Below are 18,713 nucleotides of genomic sequence, written 5' to 3' on the forward strand. Positions count from 1 at the left end.
CGGGAATTACTTCCCGCCCCACACCTTCATCATATCCTCCGACCCCTGCGTGCGAATCCCGTTATCCGACAGGATTCCCTCGGTCGCATCCAGCACCGCCTTGCGCGGCAGGATCATGGTCTCGCCATAGCGCTGGTCGAATTTGAACACCACGTGCTCGTCCTTCAGGTCGCGCAGCGTCGAGACCAGGTGGGCCAGGCTGCGGATCTTGACGCCGTTGACCGTATCGACCACCGAACCGAAGCGGTTGCTGTAGCCGCTCACCAGCTTGTGCGGGAAGAACGGACCGCTGATCACCACCAGCTCCTCGCGTGCCGGGTCCGGCGAATCGCCGCGCTGCGTGATCAGGGGGCTGTCGTTGAAGGCGTAGGCATTGGCGGCCGCCGCATTCATCACCATGAACGCCAGGAATTCACTGGTCGCTCGGGTGAAGGCCACCGGGCCGTACACGAAGTAGGATGGATAGGCGCCGTTCAGGTCCGGGATCAGGAGCGGACGCGGGCCGCTGGCCGGTACCTCGACCTTCATCGACTTGCCGCCGCGGACGATGGTCATCGGCAGCTTGCCGTTCCTGGCGACCTGCTGGATGCGGTACTGGAAACGCACGCGCAGGTTCGATCCCAGCTGCACCATGCCCTGGTTGTCGATCGGGTACTCGCCGATGTGGGTGATGATGTCGCCTTCCTTCAGCGGCCAGCTCGCGTCAAGCTTGTACGGGCGGTGCACCAGCGCGCCTTCCACCGACTTGTCGAGCTTCAGGTACTGGCGCAGCGCCGGGTTCTCGAGGGTCTGGACGCTGTCGTGCAGCAGCGGCTTGCCGTCGTAGCGGCCGTCCGCCACGTCCTTCAGGAACAACTCGATTTCTTCGTTCGGGATCACGTAGCCGATGTTCTGGGCGTTGGTCGCCATCGAGAAGGCCAGGCCGATCATCTTGTCGCCGGCGATCACCGGGCCGCCGCTGTTGCCCGGGTTGATCGGCGCGTCGATCTGGATGCGCAGGCCCGAGCTGAACGAACCGTAGCCGACGAACTCCACGCGCGAGACGATGCCGCGGGTGGTCGAGAGCGAATTGCCGCCGACCGGATAGCCATAGGCGAACACCGCCTCGCGCACGTCCGGCAGCACGGCCGCCCGCTGTACCGGCGGACGCTTGTCGAAGAAGGAGGGGTCTTCCAGCTCCAGCACCGCCAGGTCCAGGCCGCGCGCCAGCGCGATCACCTTGGCCGAGACCTTGTCGCCCGACTGGCTGGCCTGCACCTCGACCTGGCTGGCATAGCCGACCACGTGGGCATTGGTCAGGATGCGCTTGCCCTCGATGATGACGCCCGAGCCGGTGACGTTGGCCGGCGACTGCTTGGCCCAGGGCTTGTACGGGTCGGGACGGCGCACGGTGGCGAAGATCTTGACCACCGAGTTCTCGATGGCCGGCAAGGCCGGTGCCTTGGTGGCCGACGGGGTCGCGACCGCCTGCGAGGGTGGCGTCTCGGGCGTGGGGGCTGGAGGAAGGGTGGTGTCCTGTGCGTGGACGAGGCCGGCCAGGGCGAATGCCACGGCGGCTGCGAGGCGTGCGGTTTTCATGGATTCCTTCGGTGGCTCAAACGTACGAATGATGCGAATAGTACAACTCGCAAGAATATACACGCTCGCCGCCGAAGGAAATACACGAATCGTCACCGGGAGGCGCCGCCCCCGGTGTGAAGCTTATTGTTTCACGAACTTGAGCGTCATGCGGTCGCTCTCGCCGATCGCCATGTACTTCTCGCGGTCCTTGTCCTTGTTGGCCAGCACCGGCGGCAGGGTCCACACGCCTTTTTCGTGGTTGGCGGTGTCCTTCGGGTTGGCGTTGACTTCGGATTTACCCGCCAGCTTGAAGCCTGCGCTTTCGACCTGCTTGATCACCCAGGCTTCGTGCACGTAGCCGCTCGAGGCCTTGGCATCCTGCGTCATCGAGGCTGGCAGGCGGTGGTCGACGATGCCCAGCACGCCGCCCGGCTTCAGGACCTTGTGGATTTCCTTGAAGGTGGTCTTCAGCGCGTCTTCACCGCCGCCGACCCAGTTGTGCAGGTTGCGGAAGGTGAGCACCATGTCGACGCTGTTCGGCGCCGCGATCTGGTAGCGCGCAGGCGGTTCGAAGATGCTCGGGACCACCTTGTCGTAGATCGCCGGATTCGAATCGAGCTTCTTCTTGAAGGCCATGCCGTAGCGCTTTTCCGGGGCGATCTCTTCGCCCGCGCCGATCAGCTTGCCGTTCTGGCGCAGGTAGGGGGCCAGGATCTCGGTGTACCAGCCGCCCGAGGGCGCCAGCTCCACCACCGTCATGTTCGGCTTGATGCCGAAGAAGGTGAGGGTCTCGTAGGGGTGGCGCGCCGCGTCGCGCGCCTTGTTGGCGGCGCTGCGGTGTTCACCCGCGATGGCGGCTTTCAGGGCGTCGTCCGCCAGGGTGGTACCGGCGGCGCCGGCGAGGCCGGTGGCCAGCATCGCGGTCAGGATCAGTCGTTTCATCGGTGTGAAGTCTCCATCGTGTTGTGCGCGGCCGGGCGGGACGCCGCCGCCGCGCTGATGATCGGTCACACTTGGCGGACAGTCAAGCATTGCCTGTATATGCATACATTTCGTTCTTCAATGTGTCCGCAGCGGACACCCGGATACGCCCGCGGACACTCGCCCCGGACAGTGGGCGCCCACCAAATCATGCACTTGAAAGACGCTTTGACATGGCACAACAATTGCCTATTCAAAAGCGCAAGTTGCTGCTAAGGTTGACAAGTTTGCCGAGGCTGCATCGGTCCGGTGAAGACCCTTCATTTGCGCCGTAAATACGAATAGCGGACCGCACCATAAGGCGGGACCGCTGCCCAGAAGTAGCTTGATTTCAGGAGACTCTATGGAACGCCGTACCTTTCTCAATTTTAGCAGCCTGGCGCTCGCTACCACGCTCGTCCCCTTCAGCCGCGCGATCGCCGCGGAAGAACTGCTCAGCTCCATGCCCACGGCCGCCAAGAAGGCGCTGGCCGACGTCGCGCTGAACGCCGCCACCAAGGCCGGCGCCAGCTACGCCGACGTGCGCATCGGCCGCTACCTGAACCAGTTCATCACGACCCGCGACCTGAATGTCGAGAACGTGGCGAATACCGAGTCGGCCGGCGTCGGCGTGCGCGTGATCGCGAACGGCGCCTACGGCTTCGCCGCCACCTCGGACATGTCGAACGACGGCATCGCCAACGCGGCGCGCCAGGCGGTGGCGATCGCCAAGGCCAACGCCAAGCTGCAGTCCGAACCGGTGCGCCTTGCACCAGTGAAGGGCGTGGGGGAGGTATCCTGGGCCACGCCGATCAAGAAGGACTGGCGCACGGTGCCGATCAAGGAGAAGGCGGACCTGCTGATCGCCGCCAACAAGGCCGGCATGGACGGCGGCGCGACCTTCATGAACTCGATGCTGTTCCAGGTGAACCAGCAGAAGTACTTCGCCTCCACCGACGGCTCCTACATCGAGCAGGACGTGCACCGCCTGTGGGCTCCGTTCCAGGCCACCGCCGTGGACAAGACCACCGGCAAGTTCCGCTCGAGGTCCGGCTTGGGTGCGCCAGTCGGCATGGGCTACGAATACCTCGACGCCCGCCCCGAGCACAAGATCAAGGCCGCCGGCGGCGTCGCCACCCTGTACACCGGTTCGTACGACCTGATCGAGGATGCGAAGGCCGCCGGTCGCGACGCTAGAACGAAGCTGACCGCCAAGTCGGTCACCCCGGGCAAGTACGACCTGATGCTGTCCCCGGAACACCTGTGGCTGACCATCCACGAGAATGTCGGCCACCCGACGGAGCTGGACCGCGTGCTCGGCTACGAAGCCAACTACGCCGGCACCAGCTTCGCCACCCTCGACAAGTGGGAAACCAAGAAATTCAAGTACGGTAACCCGATGGTCAACCTGTACGCCGACAAGATCACCCCGGGTTCGCTCGGCTGCGTGGGCTACGACGACGAAGGCGTCAAGACCAAGAAGTGGGACATCATTAAGGACGGCGTCCTGGTCAACTACCAGGCCACCCGCGACCAGGCCCACATCATCGGCGAAAAGGAATCGCATGGCTGCTCGTATGCCGACTCCTGGAATTCGGTGCAGTTCCAGCGCATGCCGAACGTTTCGCTCGCCGCCGGCAAGAAGAAGCTGACCCCGGACGAGATGGTCAAGGACATCAAGAAGGGCATCTACATCGTCGGCGACGGCTCGTTCTCGATCGACCAGCAGCGCTACAACTTCCAGTTCGGCGGCCAGCTGTTCTACGAGATCAAGGACGGCAAGATCGGCCCGATGCTGGAAGACGTCGCCTACCAGGCCAACACGCAGGAGTTCTGGACTGCCTGCTCGGCCATCTGCGACGAGCGCGACTGGCGCATGGGCGGTTCCTTCTTCGACGGCAAAGGTCAGCCGCCGCAGATCAGTATCGTTTCGCACGGTTCGTCGACCACGCGCTTCAACGGCATCAACGTGATCAACACCGCCCGCAAGATCGGCTAAGGCAGAGGACCCCCATGAGCATCCTGACCCAGGACCAGACCAAGCGCATCACCGACCGCGTGCTGTCGCTCTCGAAAGCCGACGAGTGCATCGTCAACGTCGAAGGCAGCCGCATCGGCAACATCCGCTTCGCCCGCAACGCCGTGTCGACCGCCGGCCTGGCCGACGACACCCAGATCCAGGTGCAGGTCGCCTTCGGCAAGCGCCAGGGCACCGCCACCATCAACGAGTTCGACGACAAGTCGCTGGAAAAGGCCGTGCGCCGCGCCGAAGACCTGGCGCGCCTGGCGCCGGAGAACCCGGAGTTCATGCCGACGATCGGCAAGACCGCCTACCAGTCGTCCGAGACGTATGTCCAGCGCACCGCCGCCATCGATCCGGAATTCCGCGCCCAGGCCGCCGCCTATGCGATGGAAGCCTGCCGCAAGAAGGGCCTGGTCGCAGCCGGCTTCTTCACCGACCGCGAGAGCTTTGAAACCATCGCCAACTCGAACGGCGTGTTCGGCCACCAGGTCGCCACCTCGCTCGACTTCACCTGCACCGTGCGCACCGAAGACGGCCGCGGTTCGGGCTGGGTCAAGCGCTCGGCGCGCGACGTGGCCAAATTCGACCCGCGCGAAGCGGCCGACGTCGCCATTGAGAAGGCACTGCGCTCGGTGGACGCCAAGGCGCTCGAGCCGGGCCGCTACACCGTGGTGATGGAGCCGAGCGCCACCAGCGACCTGCTGACCTTCATGATCGGCGGCTTCAACGCCCGCATGGCCGACGAAGGCCGCAGCTTCCTGTCGAAGAAGGGCGGCGCCAACCGCCTCGGCGACAAGCTGTTCGACCAGCAGGTCAACATCTGGTCGGACCCGTGGGACAAGGACGTGCCGGTGCTGCCGTGGGACGGCAACATGCTGCCGCGCGAACGCACCCACCTGGTGAAGGACGGCCGCATCAACGCGCTGAACTACTCGCGCTACTGGGCCCAGAAGAAGAACCAGCGCGCCACCGGCGGCGCCGGCAACATCATCATGGCCGGCACCGACAAGAGCACGGCGGAGCTGATCGCCAACACCAAGAAGGGCGTGCTGGTGACCCGCACCTGGTACATCCGCATGGTGGACCCGCAGTCGGTGCTGGTCACGGGCCTGACCCGCGACGGCACCTTCTACATCGAGAACGGCAAGGTCAAGTACCCGATCAAGAACTTCCGCTTCAACGAGAGCCCGGTGACCATGCTGAACAACATCGAGGAAATCGGCAAGCCGCTGGTGATCGGCGGCGACGAGGCGAACTACTCGATGCTGATCCCGTCGATGAAGATCCGCGATTTCAACTTTACCTCGCTCTCGGACGCGGTGTAAGCAACACGCCCCGCGTACACATACGGAAACCACCATGGAACGTCGTAAATTCCTCCAGATCGGCGCCGGCACGGCCGGCGCCATGCTCATTCCGGTCTTCGGCAATGCCATCGCCGCCGATGAGCTGATGAGCGCCATGCCCGCCAGCGCCAAGAAGCTTCTTGCCGATACCGCGCTGAACGCCGCCACCAAGGCCGGCGCGTCCTATTGCGACGTGCGCATCGGCCGCTACCTGAACCAGTTCATCATCACGCGCGACCTGAACGTCGAGAACATCAGCAACACCGAGTCGACCGGCGTCGGCGTGCGCGTGATCGCCAACGGCGCCTACGGCTTTGCCTCGACCAACAACATGACCCCGGACGGCATCGCCAACGCGGCGCGCCAGGCGGTGGCCATCGCCAAGGCCAACGCCCGGCTGCAGACCGAACCGGTGCGCCTCGCCCCGGTGAAGGGCGTCGGCGAAGTGGCCTGGGCCACCCCGGTCAAGAAGGACTGGCGCAGCATCCCGGTCAAGGACAAGGCCGACATGCTGATCGCCGCCAACAAGGCGGGCCTGGACGCCGGCGCCAGCTTCATGACTGCCTCGCTGTTCCAGATCAACCAGCAGAAGTACTTCGCCTCCACCGACGGCTCCTACATCGACCAGGACATCCACCGCCTGTGGGCCCCGATCAATGCGACCGCCGTCGACAAGGCCAGCGGCAAGTTCCGCTCGCGCGCCGGCCTGAGCTCGCCGGTGAGCATGGGCTACGAGTACTTCGACGCGAAAGCCAGCGACAAGGTGCAGGCCGCGGGCGGCGTGACCACGCTGTACACCAATTCCTACGACATCATCGAGGACGCCCGGCTGTCCGGCAAGCAGGCGCGCGACAAGCTGAGCGCCAAGTCGGTCGAGCCGGGCAAGTACGACCTGGTGCTGAGCCCCGAACACCTGTTCCTCACCATCCACGAGAACGTCGGCCACCCGACGGAACTGGACCGCGTGCTCGGCTACGAAGCCAACTACGCCGGCACCAGCTTCGTGGGCCTGGACAAGTGGGAATCGAAGAAATTCAAGTACGGTTCCGAACGCGTGAACTTCGTTGCGGACCGTACCACCCCGGGTTCGCTCGGCCTGATCGGCTACGACGACGAAGGCGTGCGCGCCAAGAAGTGGGACATCATCCGCAACGGCATCCTGGTCAACTACCAGGCCACGCGCGACCAGGCCCACATCATCGGCGAGAAGGAATCGCACGGCTGCTCGTATGCCGACAGCTGGAGCACCATCCAGTTCCAGCGCATGCCGAACATCTCGCTGGAGGCGGGCAAGCAGCGCCTGACCCCGGACGAGATGGTCAAGGATGTCAAGAAGGGCATCTACATCCTCGGCCGCGGTTCCTACTCGATCGACCAGCAGCGCTACAACTCCCAGTTCGGCGGCACGCTGTTCTACGAGATCAAGAACGGCAAGATCACCGGCCAGCTGGAAGATGTCGCTTACCAGACCAATACCCAGGAATTCTGGAACGCCTGCTCGGCCATCTGCGACGAGCGCGACTGGCGCATGGGCGGCTCGTTCTTCGACGGCAAAGGCCAGCCGAGCCAGGTCAGCGCAGTCTCGCATGGTTCGAGCACCGCGCGCTTCAATGGCATCAACGTCATCAATACCGCACGCAAGATCGGTTGAGGGGAAGAACATCATGAAACAGCTGAACCAGGAACAAGCAAAACGCATCGCCGACCGCGTGATCGGTTTCTCGAAAGCCGACGAGTGCAACGTGTCGATCGAGGGCAACACCACCGGTAACATCCGCTTCGCGCGCAACAGCGTGTCGACCGCCGGCCTGACCGAAGACACCGAACTGGCCGTGCGCGTCGCCTTCGGCAAGCGCGTCGGCACCGCCGTCATCAACGAGTTCGACGACAAGTCGCTGGAAAAGGCCGTGCGTCGCGCCGAGGAACTGGCGCGCCTGGCGCCGGAGAATCCGGAATTCGTCCCAAGCGTCGGCAAGCAGGAATACCTGAGCACCAAGACCTTCATGTCGTCGACCGCGGCCATCGATCCGGACTACCGCGCCGAAGTGGCGGCCGCCTCGATCAGCCGGGCGCGCGCCAAGAAGCTGGTCACCGCCGGCTTCTTCACCGATAGCAACCGCTTCGCCTGCATCGCCAACTCGAAGGGCGTGTTCGGCTTCCAGGAATTCACCGACCTGTCCTTCACCTGCACCGCGCGCACCGAAGACGGCCGCGGTTCGGGCTGGGTGACCCGCTCGGCGGTCGATGCGCGCCGCTTCAACGCGGCCGAAGCGGCCGAGATCGCGATCGACAAGGCCCTGCGTTCGGTCGATGCGAAAGCGCTGGAGCCGGGCCGCTACACCGTGATCCTGGAACCTGCCGCGACCTCGGAAATCCTCGGCAACATGTTCAGCTCCTTCGGCGCGCGCGCCGCCGACGAAGGCCGCAGCTTCCTGGCCAAGAAGGGCGGCGGCAACCGCCTGGGCGAGAAGCTGTTTGACCAGCAGGTCAACATCTGGGCCGACCCGTGGAATCCGGACGTGCCGGTGGCGCCGTGGGACAACCAGACCATGATCGCCCGCAAGCGCACCGACATCATCAAGGACGGCCGCGTCGCCTCGCTCGGCTATTCGCCGTACTGGGCGCAGAAGACCGGCAACCAGGCCACGGCGGGCCACGGCAACATGATCATGGCCGGCGGCACCAAGTCGCTGGAAGAGCTGATCGCCGGTACCAAGAAGGGCGTCGTGGTCACCCGCACCTGGTACATCCGCATGGTCGACCCGCAGTCGCTCTTGATTACCGGGCTGACCCGCGACGGTACCTTCTACGTCGAGAACGGCAAGATCAAGCATCCGGTGAAGAACTTCCGCTTCAACGAAAGCCCAGTCACCATCCTCAACAACATCGATGAACTGGGCAAGCCCGAGATCATCGGTGGCGACGAAGTGCCGTTCCAGATGGTGCTGCCGCCGATGAAGGTCCGCGACTTCAACTTCACCTCGCTGTCCGACGCGGTGTAAATGGCGCGCTTCTTCTAATGGCGAACTTCGATTTCTACTTCACGCGCCTGAGCTACGAGTCGGGCGACTGGGACGTGGATATCCGTATGCCCAGCAACGTGCTGAACTCGCTGGTCGAGTACACCACGCTGCGGGTGGATCCGGCGGAGCGCATCGTCGCCCTGTCGGATCCGAAGATGCTGCAGGCGCCGTTCTGCTACTTCGCGGGGCACAAGCTGGTGCAGTTCACCCCGGCGGAACGGCGCAACCTGGAGAAATACGTGCGTGGCGGCGGCTTCGTCTTCGTGGACGACTGCAACCACGACATCGACGGCCTGTTCGCGAAATCGTTCGAGGCCGAGATGGTCAAGATTTTCGGCGCCTCCGCACTGAAGAAGATCCCGAATACGCACCCGCTGTATTCCTGCTTCTTCAAGTTCGACGGGCCGCCGACCACCGGCGGGGAACTCAATGGCTGGGGCGACGACCTGGTGCACGAGTACCTGAAGGCGATCGAGTTCGGCGGGCGCATCCGCCTGCTGTACTCGAACAAGGACTACGGATGCGAGTGGGACTACGACTTCCGCAACAAGCGGTTCCTCGCGGTCGACAACACCCGCTTCGCGGTCAATATCATTCAATATGCGTTGGGAGCGTAAGTGGTGGCGGAACGTGATGCGGTAGCATGGAGTGAACAGGAAATCGCGTCCTTGAGCGCGAAGGTGGGCGAGCTGAAGGCAAGCATGGCGCGCGTGATCATCGGCCAGGAAGAAGTGGTCGACCTGCTGGTCACCTGCCTGCTGGCCGGCGGCCACGCCCTGGTCGAAGGCGTGCCGGGACTGGGCAAGACCCTGCTGGTGAAATCGCTGGCGCAGGCCACCGACATGCAGTTCCGCCGCGTGCAGTTCACCCCGGACCTGATGCCCTCCGATATCGTCGGTACCGAGATCCTGGAAGAAGACACCACGACGCGCCAGCGCGTGTTCCGCTTCCAGCAGGGCCCCGTGTTCACCCAGGTGCTGCTGGCGGACGAGATCAACCGCGCGCCACCCAAGACCCAGTCGGCGCTGCTGGAAGCGATGCAGGAGCGCGCCGTCACCTTCGCCGGCACCACGCACAAGCTGCCGCGTCCCTTCTTCGTGCTGGCGACGCAGAACCCGATCGAGCAGGCCGGCACCTATCCGCTCCCGGAAGCCCAGCTCGACCGCTTCCTGCTGCGCATCGATGTGGTCTACCCGACCGAGGACGAAGAGGTGCTGATGGTCTCGCGCACCACCCACGCGGGCCTGGATGACGCCGAGCCGGCGATGTCGGTCGAGACCCTGCTGCGCCTGCAGCAGCTGGTGCGCGACATCGAGATCGGCGAACACCTGCTGCGCTACGCCACGCGCCTGGTGCGTAACACCCGTCCGGCCCTGACCACCGTGGCCGCGGTGAAGCAGCACGTCGGCTGGGGCGCTGGCCCGCGCGCCGGCCAGGCCCTGGTACTGGCCTCGAAAGCGCGCGCCCTGATGCAGGGCCGCCTGGCAGTCACGCGCGATGACATCCAGGCCATGCTGCTGCCGGTCCTGGCGCACCGCGTGCTGCGCAACTTCGAGGCGGAGGCCGACGGCATCGCCATCGCCGACATCCTGCACGCCCTGCGTAACGAGATCCGGGTCGATTAATCTTGTCGCTGGCGAAGACCGCGCTGATCGCGCACACGCAGAAGCTCGACCTCGTGATCCGCCATGTGCTGGCGGGCCTCGGCCATGGCATCCACGCCGGGCGCGAACGCGGGGCGGGCGTCGAATTCTCCGAATACCGGGCCTATGCGCCCGGGGATGAGTGGCGCCGCGTCGACTGGAAACTGCTGGCGCGCGCCGACCGATACTTCGTGCGCGAAGCGGAGCGCGACAGCCACGTGGCGGTCTGGCTGGTGCTGGACGCCAGTGCATCGATGCTCGAGCCCAGCCGCGAAGTCGAGGGTGTCGACAAGCTGGCCTATGCCCGCACCGTGCTCGGCTGCGTGGCCGCCATAGCCCAGCGCCAGGGCGACGCCTTTGGCCTGGTGGTGCTGAACGGGGGCAAGGTGCAATTCACGCCGGCCTTGCGCGGCCCGCGCCAGCTGCAGCGCGTGCTGCTGCAACTCAGCCGCGTGCAGGCGGACGGCGAACTGCCGGATGCCGACACCCTGCGCGCCAGCCTGCATTTCGCGCAGTCGCCCAGCGTCATCTTCGCGGCCAGCGACCTGCTCGACTGGCCCTCGCCCCTGTCGCAGGCCCTGGTGCGCCTGCGCGGCATGCGCCACGACGTGCGCGTGCTGTGCCTGCAAACGCAGGCGGAGGTCGACGCAAGTTTCTCCTCGGCGCTGGCCTATCGCGACCCGGAGCAGGGCACCGGTGTCTACCGCTTCGGTTCCGACCTGAAGGAAGGCTACCGCCAGAACCGTGAGCAGCACTTCGCCACTGTCACGGCGGCCTGCCGCAAGAGCGACATTCCGCTGGTGGCCGCGCGCATCGAGCAGCCGCCGGGCGAGGTCCTGCGCCTATGGCTGCGCCGTCCGGGAGGCCGGCCATGAATCAACTCTGGTGGTTCGCACTGCCCATCCTGCTGCTGCCGATCTGGTGGCACCGGCGCAAGCGCGAGCAGCACAAGGCCGAGCTGCTGGCCACGGCCCGCTTCCTGCCGCGCGCCGAGCCGCGCCAGACGCGCGCCTGGCGCTGGAACAACGTCATTCTCTTGCTGGTGCGCTGCCTGCTGCTCGCCACCGCCATCGCCTGGCTGGCCGATCCGGTCATGCCCTGGCGCGGCGATACCGTGATCGTCGCTACCGGCACCGACCCCAAATGGGTTGAACAACAGGCGGCGCAGGCCGGGCTGGCCAAGGCCGACCGCCTGAGCATGCCGGCTGTGCAAGCGATCAGCTGGCTGCGGGCCCACCAGCGCGAATGGCGCCCGGAAGCGCGCCTGCTTGTGCTGGGTGACGTGCCGATGCCGGCGCTGCTGCCGGAATTCGGGCGACGGATCGAACTGCGCACGCTGGCGCGCCCGCTGGAAAAGGTCGAGCGTCGCGTCCATATCGTGAGCGAGCGCCCGGAACAGTGGCGCCGTGTGTTCACCACCGATGGCATTGCCATCGACGATGCGCCAGGTGCGAAGACCGCCCTCGTCGTCTGGGATCGCAAGGACGCACCGCCGGCGTCGCTGCGTGCGCCGCTGTGGCTCGTGACCGACACCGCCGCCTTCCCGGAACTGGGCAAGGCGGCGCAAGTGGACGGCCTGCGCTACGCCGACAGCCCGCGCGGCCGCCTGTGGCATGCGCAAGCCTGGCCGCCACAAACCGCCGATGCCGCGCGCGCCCTGCTGGACAACTGGCAGCGTCTGCATGCCGGTCCGCCGGCCTACACGGCGCCCTCGCGCGTGTTCGAGGCATCCAGCACTGCCCGTGCGCCGGAACCGAGCGGCGCTCTGCGCGACATGCTGATGGCCGCGCTGGTGGCCTTGTTCTTGCTCGAAAGGATACTGACGCATGCAAGACGGCGTTGAGATCACCCGGCGCGTCTGGCGCGCCGCCCAGCTGCGCCGGCTGCCGCTCTGGATCGCCGGGGCCTTGCCATGGCTGGTCATCCGCTCGGCCCCCGGCCTGATCGCCTGGACCATGTGGTGCGCCTGGGACTGGGCCATCCTGCGGCGCCGCGTCGGCATCGAATGGACGTCCTGGCTGGACGGCGCCGTGCCCGAGATGGAAGACAGCAGCGCGCTGATCGAGCATGCGCCGACGCCCGTGGCCCAGCTGCAGCGCCGCCGCGTCCTCGACCGCCTCGACGCCGCCGTCTCCGGGCAGCAGTTGCGGAGCATCGCGCGCGGCCGCGTGAAAACCGGCGCGCCCTGGCTGCTGGGGAGCATGGCCGCGGCGGCTGCCGTCTGGTTCGCGACCAGCGCCGCGCCGCAGGGCAGCGCAAACGCCCCGGGCAAGGCGCCGGTGGCGATCGCTGCCCCGGTTGCGAGCCAGCTGGTGGTGCGCACCGCGCCGCCGGCCTACACCAGGGCGGCGCCGGTCGAGTCGGCGCCGAAGGACTTGCAGGTTCCCGAACAGACCGTCATGAGCTGGTGCCTGAAAGACCCGTCGGCGGCGGAGGAAAGCATCGAACTCAGCACCGGCGAGCTGCTCAAGCCCGGCAAGGAGTGCGCGCGCTGGACCGCCACCGAATCGGTGTTCTGGCGCTGGCGCGGCAAGCGCTACACGGTCAAGGTCATCCCCGACCAGCCGCCGGAAATCACGGTCACCGCGCCCACCCGGATGGTGCAGGAGCTATCCGAGACGGCAAGCAGCGCCGCCATGGGCGTGAAGGTGCGCGACGACTACGTCGTAGCCCGCGCCACCCTGCACATGACCTTGGCGCGCGGCAGCGGCGAGAACATCCGCTTCACCGACCGCGAGATGCCGCTTCCGACTTCGCCAGACCCGAAGCAGCGCAACTGGTCGAAGAACTGGTCGCTGGCGGAGCTGGGCATGGAGCCGGGCGACGAGCTGTACTTCTTCGTACGCGCGAGCGACAACGCGGCGCGTCCGCATACGGTGCAGTCGCCGACCTATACCTTGCGCTTGCCCGCCCCGCCGGGAGAAGCGGAAGAAGAGAGCGCCGCGATGCCGATGCTGGTCAAGCCCCAGAGCCTGCGCAGCCAGCGCCAGATCATCATCGATACCGAGCAGCTGGTGGCCGACATGCGCGCCACGAAGATGAGCGAGGAGACGGTGCGCGACCGCAGCCAGAAGATCGCCAACGACCAGGGCGCGCTGCGCCGCCGCTACGGCCAGTTCCTCGGCGAAGAGTCATCCCTGTTTGCCGACGGCGACGACGACCACGACGACCACGGCGGCGCTGAGGGTGGCGGCAAGCAGGACATCCTGCACCAGTACGGCCACGCCCATGACGAGGCCGAGAACGCCACCCTGTTCGACGAAGAGACGAAAAAAGTGCTGCGCCGCGCGCTGATGGCGATGTGGGATGCCGAGAAGGCGCTGCGCGCGATCACGCCGAAGCCGGCGCTGCCGCCCGAGCACAAGGCGCTCGAGGCGATCAAGGAATTGCAGCAGGCAGAACGCATCTACCTGCACAAGACCGCCTTCGTGCCGCCGCCGATCAAGGAAGAGAAGCGCATGAGCGGCGACATGGATGGTACTGCGAGCTACCGCCGCGAGCAGGGCGGTGCCGAGAAGCGCGTGCCGGAGGACGTGAGCCTGCTGGTGCAGGCGCTGTCGGCCGACGGTCCGCTGCCGGCGCTGTGGACCCGCAGCGCGCACGACTGGGTGCGCAGCCGCCTGCAGGACGACGACCAGCGCCTGTCGGCGCAGAAGGCGATCCAGGACGTGGCTGATGGTTGCCTGGCGTGCCGGCCGGTGCTGCGCGCCTGGCTGCGTCAGGGAGCGGGGCAGGGACAGGTGCTGTTGCAGGCAAAGCCCACGGTGGAAACGCCCTTCGTGCGCGCGTGGCGTGAAGGAGTGAAGCCATGATGAGCACGAACCTGATGCTGGCCTTGATCGGCGGCGCAGGCATTGCCAGTGCCGGTATCTACGCCTGGCGCCGCACATTCATCGACGCGCTGCTGGTGCTGCTTGCCGCCGCAGCGCTCGGCCTGTTTGCGGCCGGTATCCGCCTGCCGGGCGACACCGGACGGACCCTGACGCTCGACGCGGCCGCGCCGGCGCCGATGCTGGACGGGGTGCGTGCCTTCGCGCTCAAGGGCGACGGCCTGCGCGCCGCGCAATGGAACGACCTGCCCGCGCTGCCCCTGCAATGGCAGCGCCCCGAGGGCGGCAGCCTGCGCCTGCACTATCCGCGCCAGCTCGCGCTCGGCCGCACGTTCACGCTGCGCGTGCAGCGCGACGACAAGACGGACGCACGCCTGCAGCTGCTGGGGGAAAACGGCCAGGTCATCGCGGATGCGCGCGGCGCCGGCGACCTGGTGGTGAACTGGATGCCGCCGCTGGCCGAGCGGGTCGTGCTCAAGGCCCGCCTGCTGGATGGCGCCGGCAAGACGCTGGCCGAAGGACCGGTGCCGCTGACCGTCATCGAGCCGAACATCCTGCAGGTGCAAGGACGCTTCGGTGCGCCTTCGTTCGACCTGCGCACGCTCAACGAACTGCTGGCCGGCAGCGGTGCGCTGCTCGACTGGCAGGTGGTGCTTGGCCGCGCCATCACGCGCACCGAACTGCCGCTGGAAGAGATGAAGGCGCCCAACCTGCTGGTCATCGACGCCGCCTGGTTCGAGCGCGCGAGCGGAGCCGAACGCTCCGCATTGCTGGGACGCGTGGCCGGCGGCCTGCCGCTGCTGGTGCTGGGAGCGAATGCCAACGACCCGGGTGTCTGGTCGCGAACACTCGGCCTGCAGCTGAAGGCGCAGCCTGCGGACAAGAAGATCGACGCCCCGCTCGAGCTCCCGGTGGCGCCGCTCAACCCGGCGTCACGCGAGGCCGGCGCATGGGCGGGCACGGACAACCTGGTGTGGACGCGCAGCTGGCAGAAAGGCCGCATCGCCTGGCTCGGCGCCAGCGAATGGCACCGCCATGCGATCGCCGAACCGCAGGCGCTGGCGCTGTGGTGGCAGGGCGTGCTGGACCGGGTCGGCGTGGAGAGACCGCAAGAGGTGGAGTGGCTGGAGCCGGAAGAACTGCCGCTGCCGGGACAGCGCATGGAACTGTGCGCACGCGGAGTAAAGGGCGAGGTGACGTTCCCGGACCTGAAACTGGTGCGTAGCTGGTCGCCCCGTACCGATGCGGCCTGCGTGGCTGTTTGGCCAGAGAAATCGGGCTGGCTGCAGGTGAAGGATGCGAAGGCGGGCGCGCATGCGGTCTATGTCTACGCACCCGGCGACTGGCCGCAATGGCAGGCTGCGCAGCGCCGCGATGCCACCGCGCGCTATGCCGCGCGTACGCCGGTGAAGGCATTGGCAGGTGCGGTACAGGCTTTCCCGGCCTGGCCCTTCGCGCTCACGTTCACCCTGGCGATGCTGCTGCTCTGGTGGCGCGAACGCCGCTAGGCCAATCAAATCATCATCGACGCTGTGGCGTGGCACTGGCAGATGTACACCGGGGTCAGGTCTGACTTTCAGACACGAACTCAACAGTAGTATGGAAGAGCTCGTGTTCGAATGTCAGACCTGACCCTGGCCCCATGACCCTGGCCCCAGACCTGACCCTGGCCCCAATGTCAGATCTGACCCTGGCCCGTGCTGGCCCCGCTTTTGGCGCTGGGTGGTCTCGCCTTGGCTCGCCGCCGCAACCGCAAGTAATCTCGCCCTACAGCTCTGCGCCTATGCGGCGCAGAGCCATAAAGACTTCCCGCGACCTGCGCCAGGCGCGGGTCGCGGGTCACTGCCTTAGAACGCGTAATCCACCTTCGCGTACATCGACCGCCCATTGATCCCGAACGGGCAGGTTTCCCAGCAATGCGTGAAGCCCAGCTGCGGGAACGGCGCCGCCTTGACCGGATCCCACTTGGTCGGGTAGGTGTCGAACACGTTGTTGATACCCGCGCTCAGGCTCAGCTTCTTGTTGAAGTTGTAGCGGCCGGTCAGGTCGAGGATCCACTTCGCCGACCAGGTCTGGATGAAGCCCGGGGTGAAGCCCTGGCCTTCCACTTCGCCAAAGTAGTTCGCGCGTGCCGTCGCATTCCACTGCCCGATGGTGTAGTCGGCCGCCACCACGTGGTGCTGGCGCGGCTGGCCTTTTTCGATCAGGGTCACCTGGGTGTCGTCGAACAGCTGGGCGCCGGTGAGCACCGAGGACTGCGAATGGCGGTTCTTCACCTTGGTGCGGTTGAAGCCGAGCTGGCCGGACAGCACCAGGGTCGAGCCCTGGCCGCGCGTGGTGTGCTGGGCCACCAGGTCGAAGCCGGTCGTCGAGGTGTCGATCGCGTTGGTGAAGAACTGGGCCTGGCCCACGCGCAGCGGATCGAGGATGGCCTTGATCGGGCAGGCGGCCGCGGTCGCGCAGGCGCCCGATTCCGGCGCGATGTTCGACGAGAACACGATGCGGTCGTCGATGTTGGTGCGGTACAGGTCGGCCGTCACCGAGAAGTTCGGCGTCGGGCGCAGGATCGCGCCGATGCTGGCGCTCTTCGAGGTTTCTTCCTGCAGCGGTGCGATGCCGAAGGCGCGGGTCACTGCGCTGTTCTCGCGCGCGGTCAGGGTTTCGGTCAGCACGCCGGCGGCGTTCAGGTTGGTCGACACCGAGCTGTAGAACTTCTGCTGCACGCCCGGCGCGCGGAAGCCGGTCGAGGCGCTGGCGCGCAGGCCGAGCGTGCGCGACGGGTCGTAGCGGAAGCTCAGCTTGCCGATGGTGGTGTTGCCGAAGTCCGAGTAGCGTTCGTGGCGCAGGGCGGCGCCGAGCGAGAGCGTGTCGCCGATCTTGCGTTCGAGGTCGACGTAGTAGGCGGTGTTGTGGCGGCCGTCGTCCACTTCGGTGCCCGGGGTATAGCCCGGGAAGCCCTGGATGCCGGAAGCCGCGATGCCGCCGGTCTGGTCGCGGATGATCTTGCGCGGATCGTTGGTGCGGCCGTACTGGTAGGACACCGGGTCGCCCGCCACGATCTGGTAGTTATCCTGGCGCCATTCGAAGCCGGTGCCGATGTAGAGCGGGGCGCCGGCGAAGTCCACCGAACCCTTGAAGTCGAGGTTGAGGGTGGTCTGGTCGAATTTCAGCTTGCCGGTGTCGGCTTCGAGCGGCGAGCTGCCGGTTTCGTAGTAGTAGCTGACGTTGATCGAATTGCGCTCGTGGAAACCGAGCTCGCTGCGGCCATGGTTGACGCTCAGGTCCACGCTCCAGTCGCCGGCCAGGTCGTGCTTGTAGCCGAGGCCGAGCGAGGCATCCTTGACGGTGGTGATGATGTTCGGCAGGAAGCCGTTCGGGTACACCGCCGGCACGTTGCGCGCATCGCCCGCCGAGCGGAAGAAGCCCGAGGAATCGCCGGTGCGCTTCGAGGCGCCGCCGAAGGTGTACAGTTCGCCGCCGCCCATCGGCAGCGAGGCGTTCAGCCACAGGTAGCCGTCCTTGGCCAGGCTGTCGCCGATGCGCTGGGTCACGCGCGGCGGGTTGACGCGCAGCGAATCCGGGCCTGCGCGGTTGGTCTCGTTGCGGCGCCGGCCTTCGACCGACAGGTTCATGTAGCCGCCGTCCGCGCCCAGGGCGAAGCCCTTGTGCGCGCTGGCGGTATAGGTGTCGCCGTCGCCTTCGCTGGTGGTGCCGGCGCTGGCGCTGAACAGGGTATCGGTGGCGCCTTTCTTCAGCACGATGTTGATCACGCCGGCGATCGCATCCGAGCCGTATTGCGCGGCCGCGCCGTCGCGCAGCACTTCGATCGACTGGATGGCGGACAGGGGAATCGCATTGATGTCGGTGCCGGCCGAGCCGCGGCCGATGGTCTGCTGCACGTTGACCAGGGCCTGCTGGTGGCGGCGCTTGCCGTTCACCAGCACCAGCAGCTGGTCGGGGCCGAGGCCGCGCAGCGTGGCGGGGCGGATGATGTCGGTGCCGTCGCTGATGAAGGTCGTCGTGAAGTTGAACGACGGGTCGAGATCCTGCAGCACCTTGCCGAGTTCGAGCGAGCCGGCCGACTGCAGGTCTTTCGCGCTGATCAGGCCCACCGGTACCGCGGTGTCGAGTGCGGTCTTGGCCTGGGTACGCGAACCCAGCACCACCACGGTGGCCGGCTCTTTCTGGCTGTCCGCTGCTTCCTGCGCGAACGCCGATGCCATGGCCGATACTAGTGCGGTTGCCAGCAATACCCGTTTCTTCGGTTGATTCACCATCTTGTCCCCTTGTTGAGATTAATTTACGGCATCACAAAAACTACGTCTCAT

Annotated in this window: 13 protein-coding genes; 10 read left to right on the top strand and 3 right to left on the bottom strand. The window is 66.3% G+C overall.

What is annotated here, in order from left to right; translation table 11 throughout:
* Nucleotides 1-6: 6 nt before the first annotated feature.
* Both AC56LK_RS11120 and AC56LK_RS11125 read right to left on the bottom strand, forming a co-directional pair.
* Nucleotides 7-1,578: a S1C family serine protease gene (locus tag AC56LK_RS11120; protein WP_497184597.1), complete on the bottom strand. Its 1,572-nt coding sequence runs from the start codon at nt 1,576-1,578 to the stop codon at nt 7-9.
* 123 nt (nt 1,579-1,701) lie between these two features.
* Complete coding sequence (locus AC56LK_RS11125) at nt 1,702-2,502, bottom strand: class I SAM-dependent methyltransferase (protein ID WP_497184598.1); 801 nt, start codon at nt 2,500-2,502, stop codon at nt 1,702-1,704.
* Between the two features lie 382 nt (nt 2,503-2,884).
* Here AC56LK_RS11125 and AC56LK_RS11130 point away from each other — a divergent pair, with 382 nt between their 5' ends.
* Genes AC56LK_RS11130 through AC56LK_RS11175 form a run of 10 tightly spaced genes read left to right on the top strand, consistent with a single transcriptional unit; the run spans nt 2,885 to nt 15,893 of the window.
* Nucleotides 2,885-4,519, top strand: a complete 1,635-nt coding sequence (locus AC56LK_RS11130; RefSeq protein ID WP_497184599.1) for a TldD/PmbA family protein — start codon at nt 2,885-2,887, stop codon at nt 4,517-4,519.
* Between the two features lie 14 nt (nt 4,520-4,533).
* Nucleotides 4,534-5,868 (top strand): TldD/PmbA family protein, encoded by a 1,335-nt coding sequence (locus AC56LK_RS11135; RefSeq protein ID WP_497184600.1) that lies wholly within the window; start codon nt 4,534-4,536, stop codon nt 5,866-5,868.
* Nucleotides 5,869-5,902: 34 nt separating this feature from the next.
* Nucleotides 5,903-7,540: a TldD/PmbA family protein gene (locus tag AC56LK_RS11140; RefSeq protein ID WP_497184601.1), complete on the top strand. Its 1,638-nt coding sequence runs from the start codon at nt 5,903-5,905 to the stop codon at nt 7,538-7,540.
* A gap of 13 nt (nt 7,541-7,553) precedes the next feature.
* Complete coding sequence (locus tag AC56LK_RS11145) at nt 7,554-8,891, top strand: TldD/PmbA family protein (RefSeq protein WP_497184602.1); 1,338 nt, start codon at nt 7,554-7,556, stop codon at nt 8,889-8,891.
* A 17-nt stretch (nt 8,892-8,908) separates the two neighbouring features.
* Entirely contained in the window at nt 8,909-9,529 is a 621-nt protein-coding gene (locus AC56LK_RS11150; protein ID WP_436107947.1) for a DUF4159 domain-containing protein, read from the top strand.
* Nucleotides 9,530-9,580: 51 nt separating this feature from the next.
* A complete protein-coding gene (locus tag AC56LK_RS11155) occupies nt 9,581-10,537 on the top strand; it encodes an AAA family ATPase (RefSeq protein WP_497184603.1) in 957 nt (318 codons plus the stop codon).
* Between the two features lie 2 nt (nt 10,538-10,539).
* Nucleotides 10,540-11,430, top strand: coding sequence for a DUF58 domain-containing protein (locus AC56LK_RS11160; RefSeq protein WP_497184604.1), 891 nt, complete (start codon nt 10,540-10,542; stop codon nt 11,428-11,430).
* Entirely contained in the window at nt 11,427-12,398 is a 972-nt protein-coding gene (locus AC56LK_RS11165; protein WP_497184605.1) for a BatA domain-containing protein, read from the top strand. The genes AC56LK_RS11160 and AC56LK_RS11165 overlap by 4 nt, the downstream gene beginning before the upstream one ends.
* On the top strand, nt 12,382-14,367 hold the full coding sequence (locus AC56LK_RS11170; protein WP_497184606.1) for a hypothetical protein: 1,986 nt from the start codon (nt 12,382-12,384) through the stop codon (nt 14,365-14,367). Before AC56LK_RS11165 ends, AC56LK_RS11170 begins: the two co-directional genes overlap by 17 nt.
* Nucleotides 14,364-15,893 carry a hypothetical protein gene (locus tag AC56LK_RS11175; protein ID WP_497184607.1) on the top strand — a complete coding sequence of 510 codons (1,530 nt, stop codon included), beginning with the start codon at nt 14,364-14,366 and terminating at the stop codon, nt 15,891-15,893. Before AC56LK_RS11170 ends, AC56LK_RS11175 begins: the two co-directional genes overlap by 4 nt.
* A 339-nt stretch (nt 15,894-16,232) precedes the next feature.
* On the opposite strand, the gene AC56LK_RS11180 is transcribed toward AC56LK_RS11175, so the two are convergent.
* Nucleotides 16,233-18,608 (bottom strand): TonB-dependent receptor plug domain-containing protein, encoded by a 2,376-nt coding sequence (locus AC56LK_RS11180; RefSeq protein ID WP_497184608.1) that lies wholly within the window; start codon nt 18,606-18,608, stop codon nt 16,233-16,235.
* Nucleotides 18,609-18,713: the final 105 nt, after the last annotated feature.

The organism is Telluria sp. ZB4P36 (genome assembly GCF_059685865.1).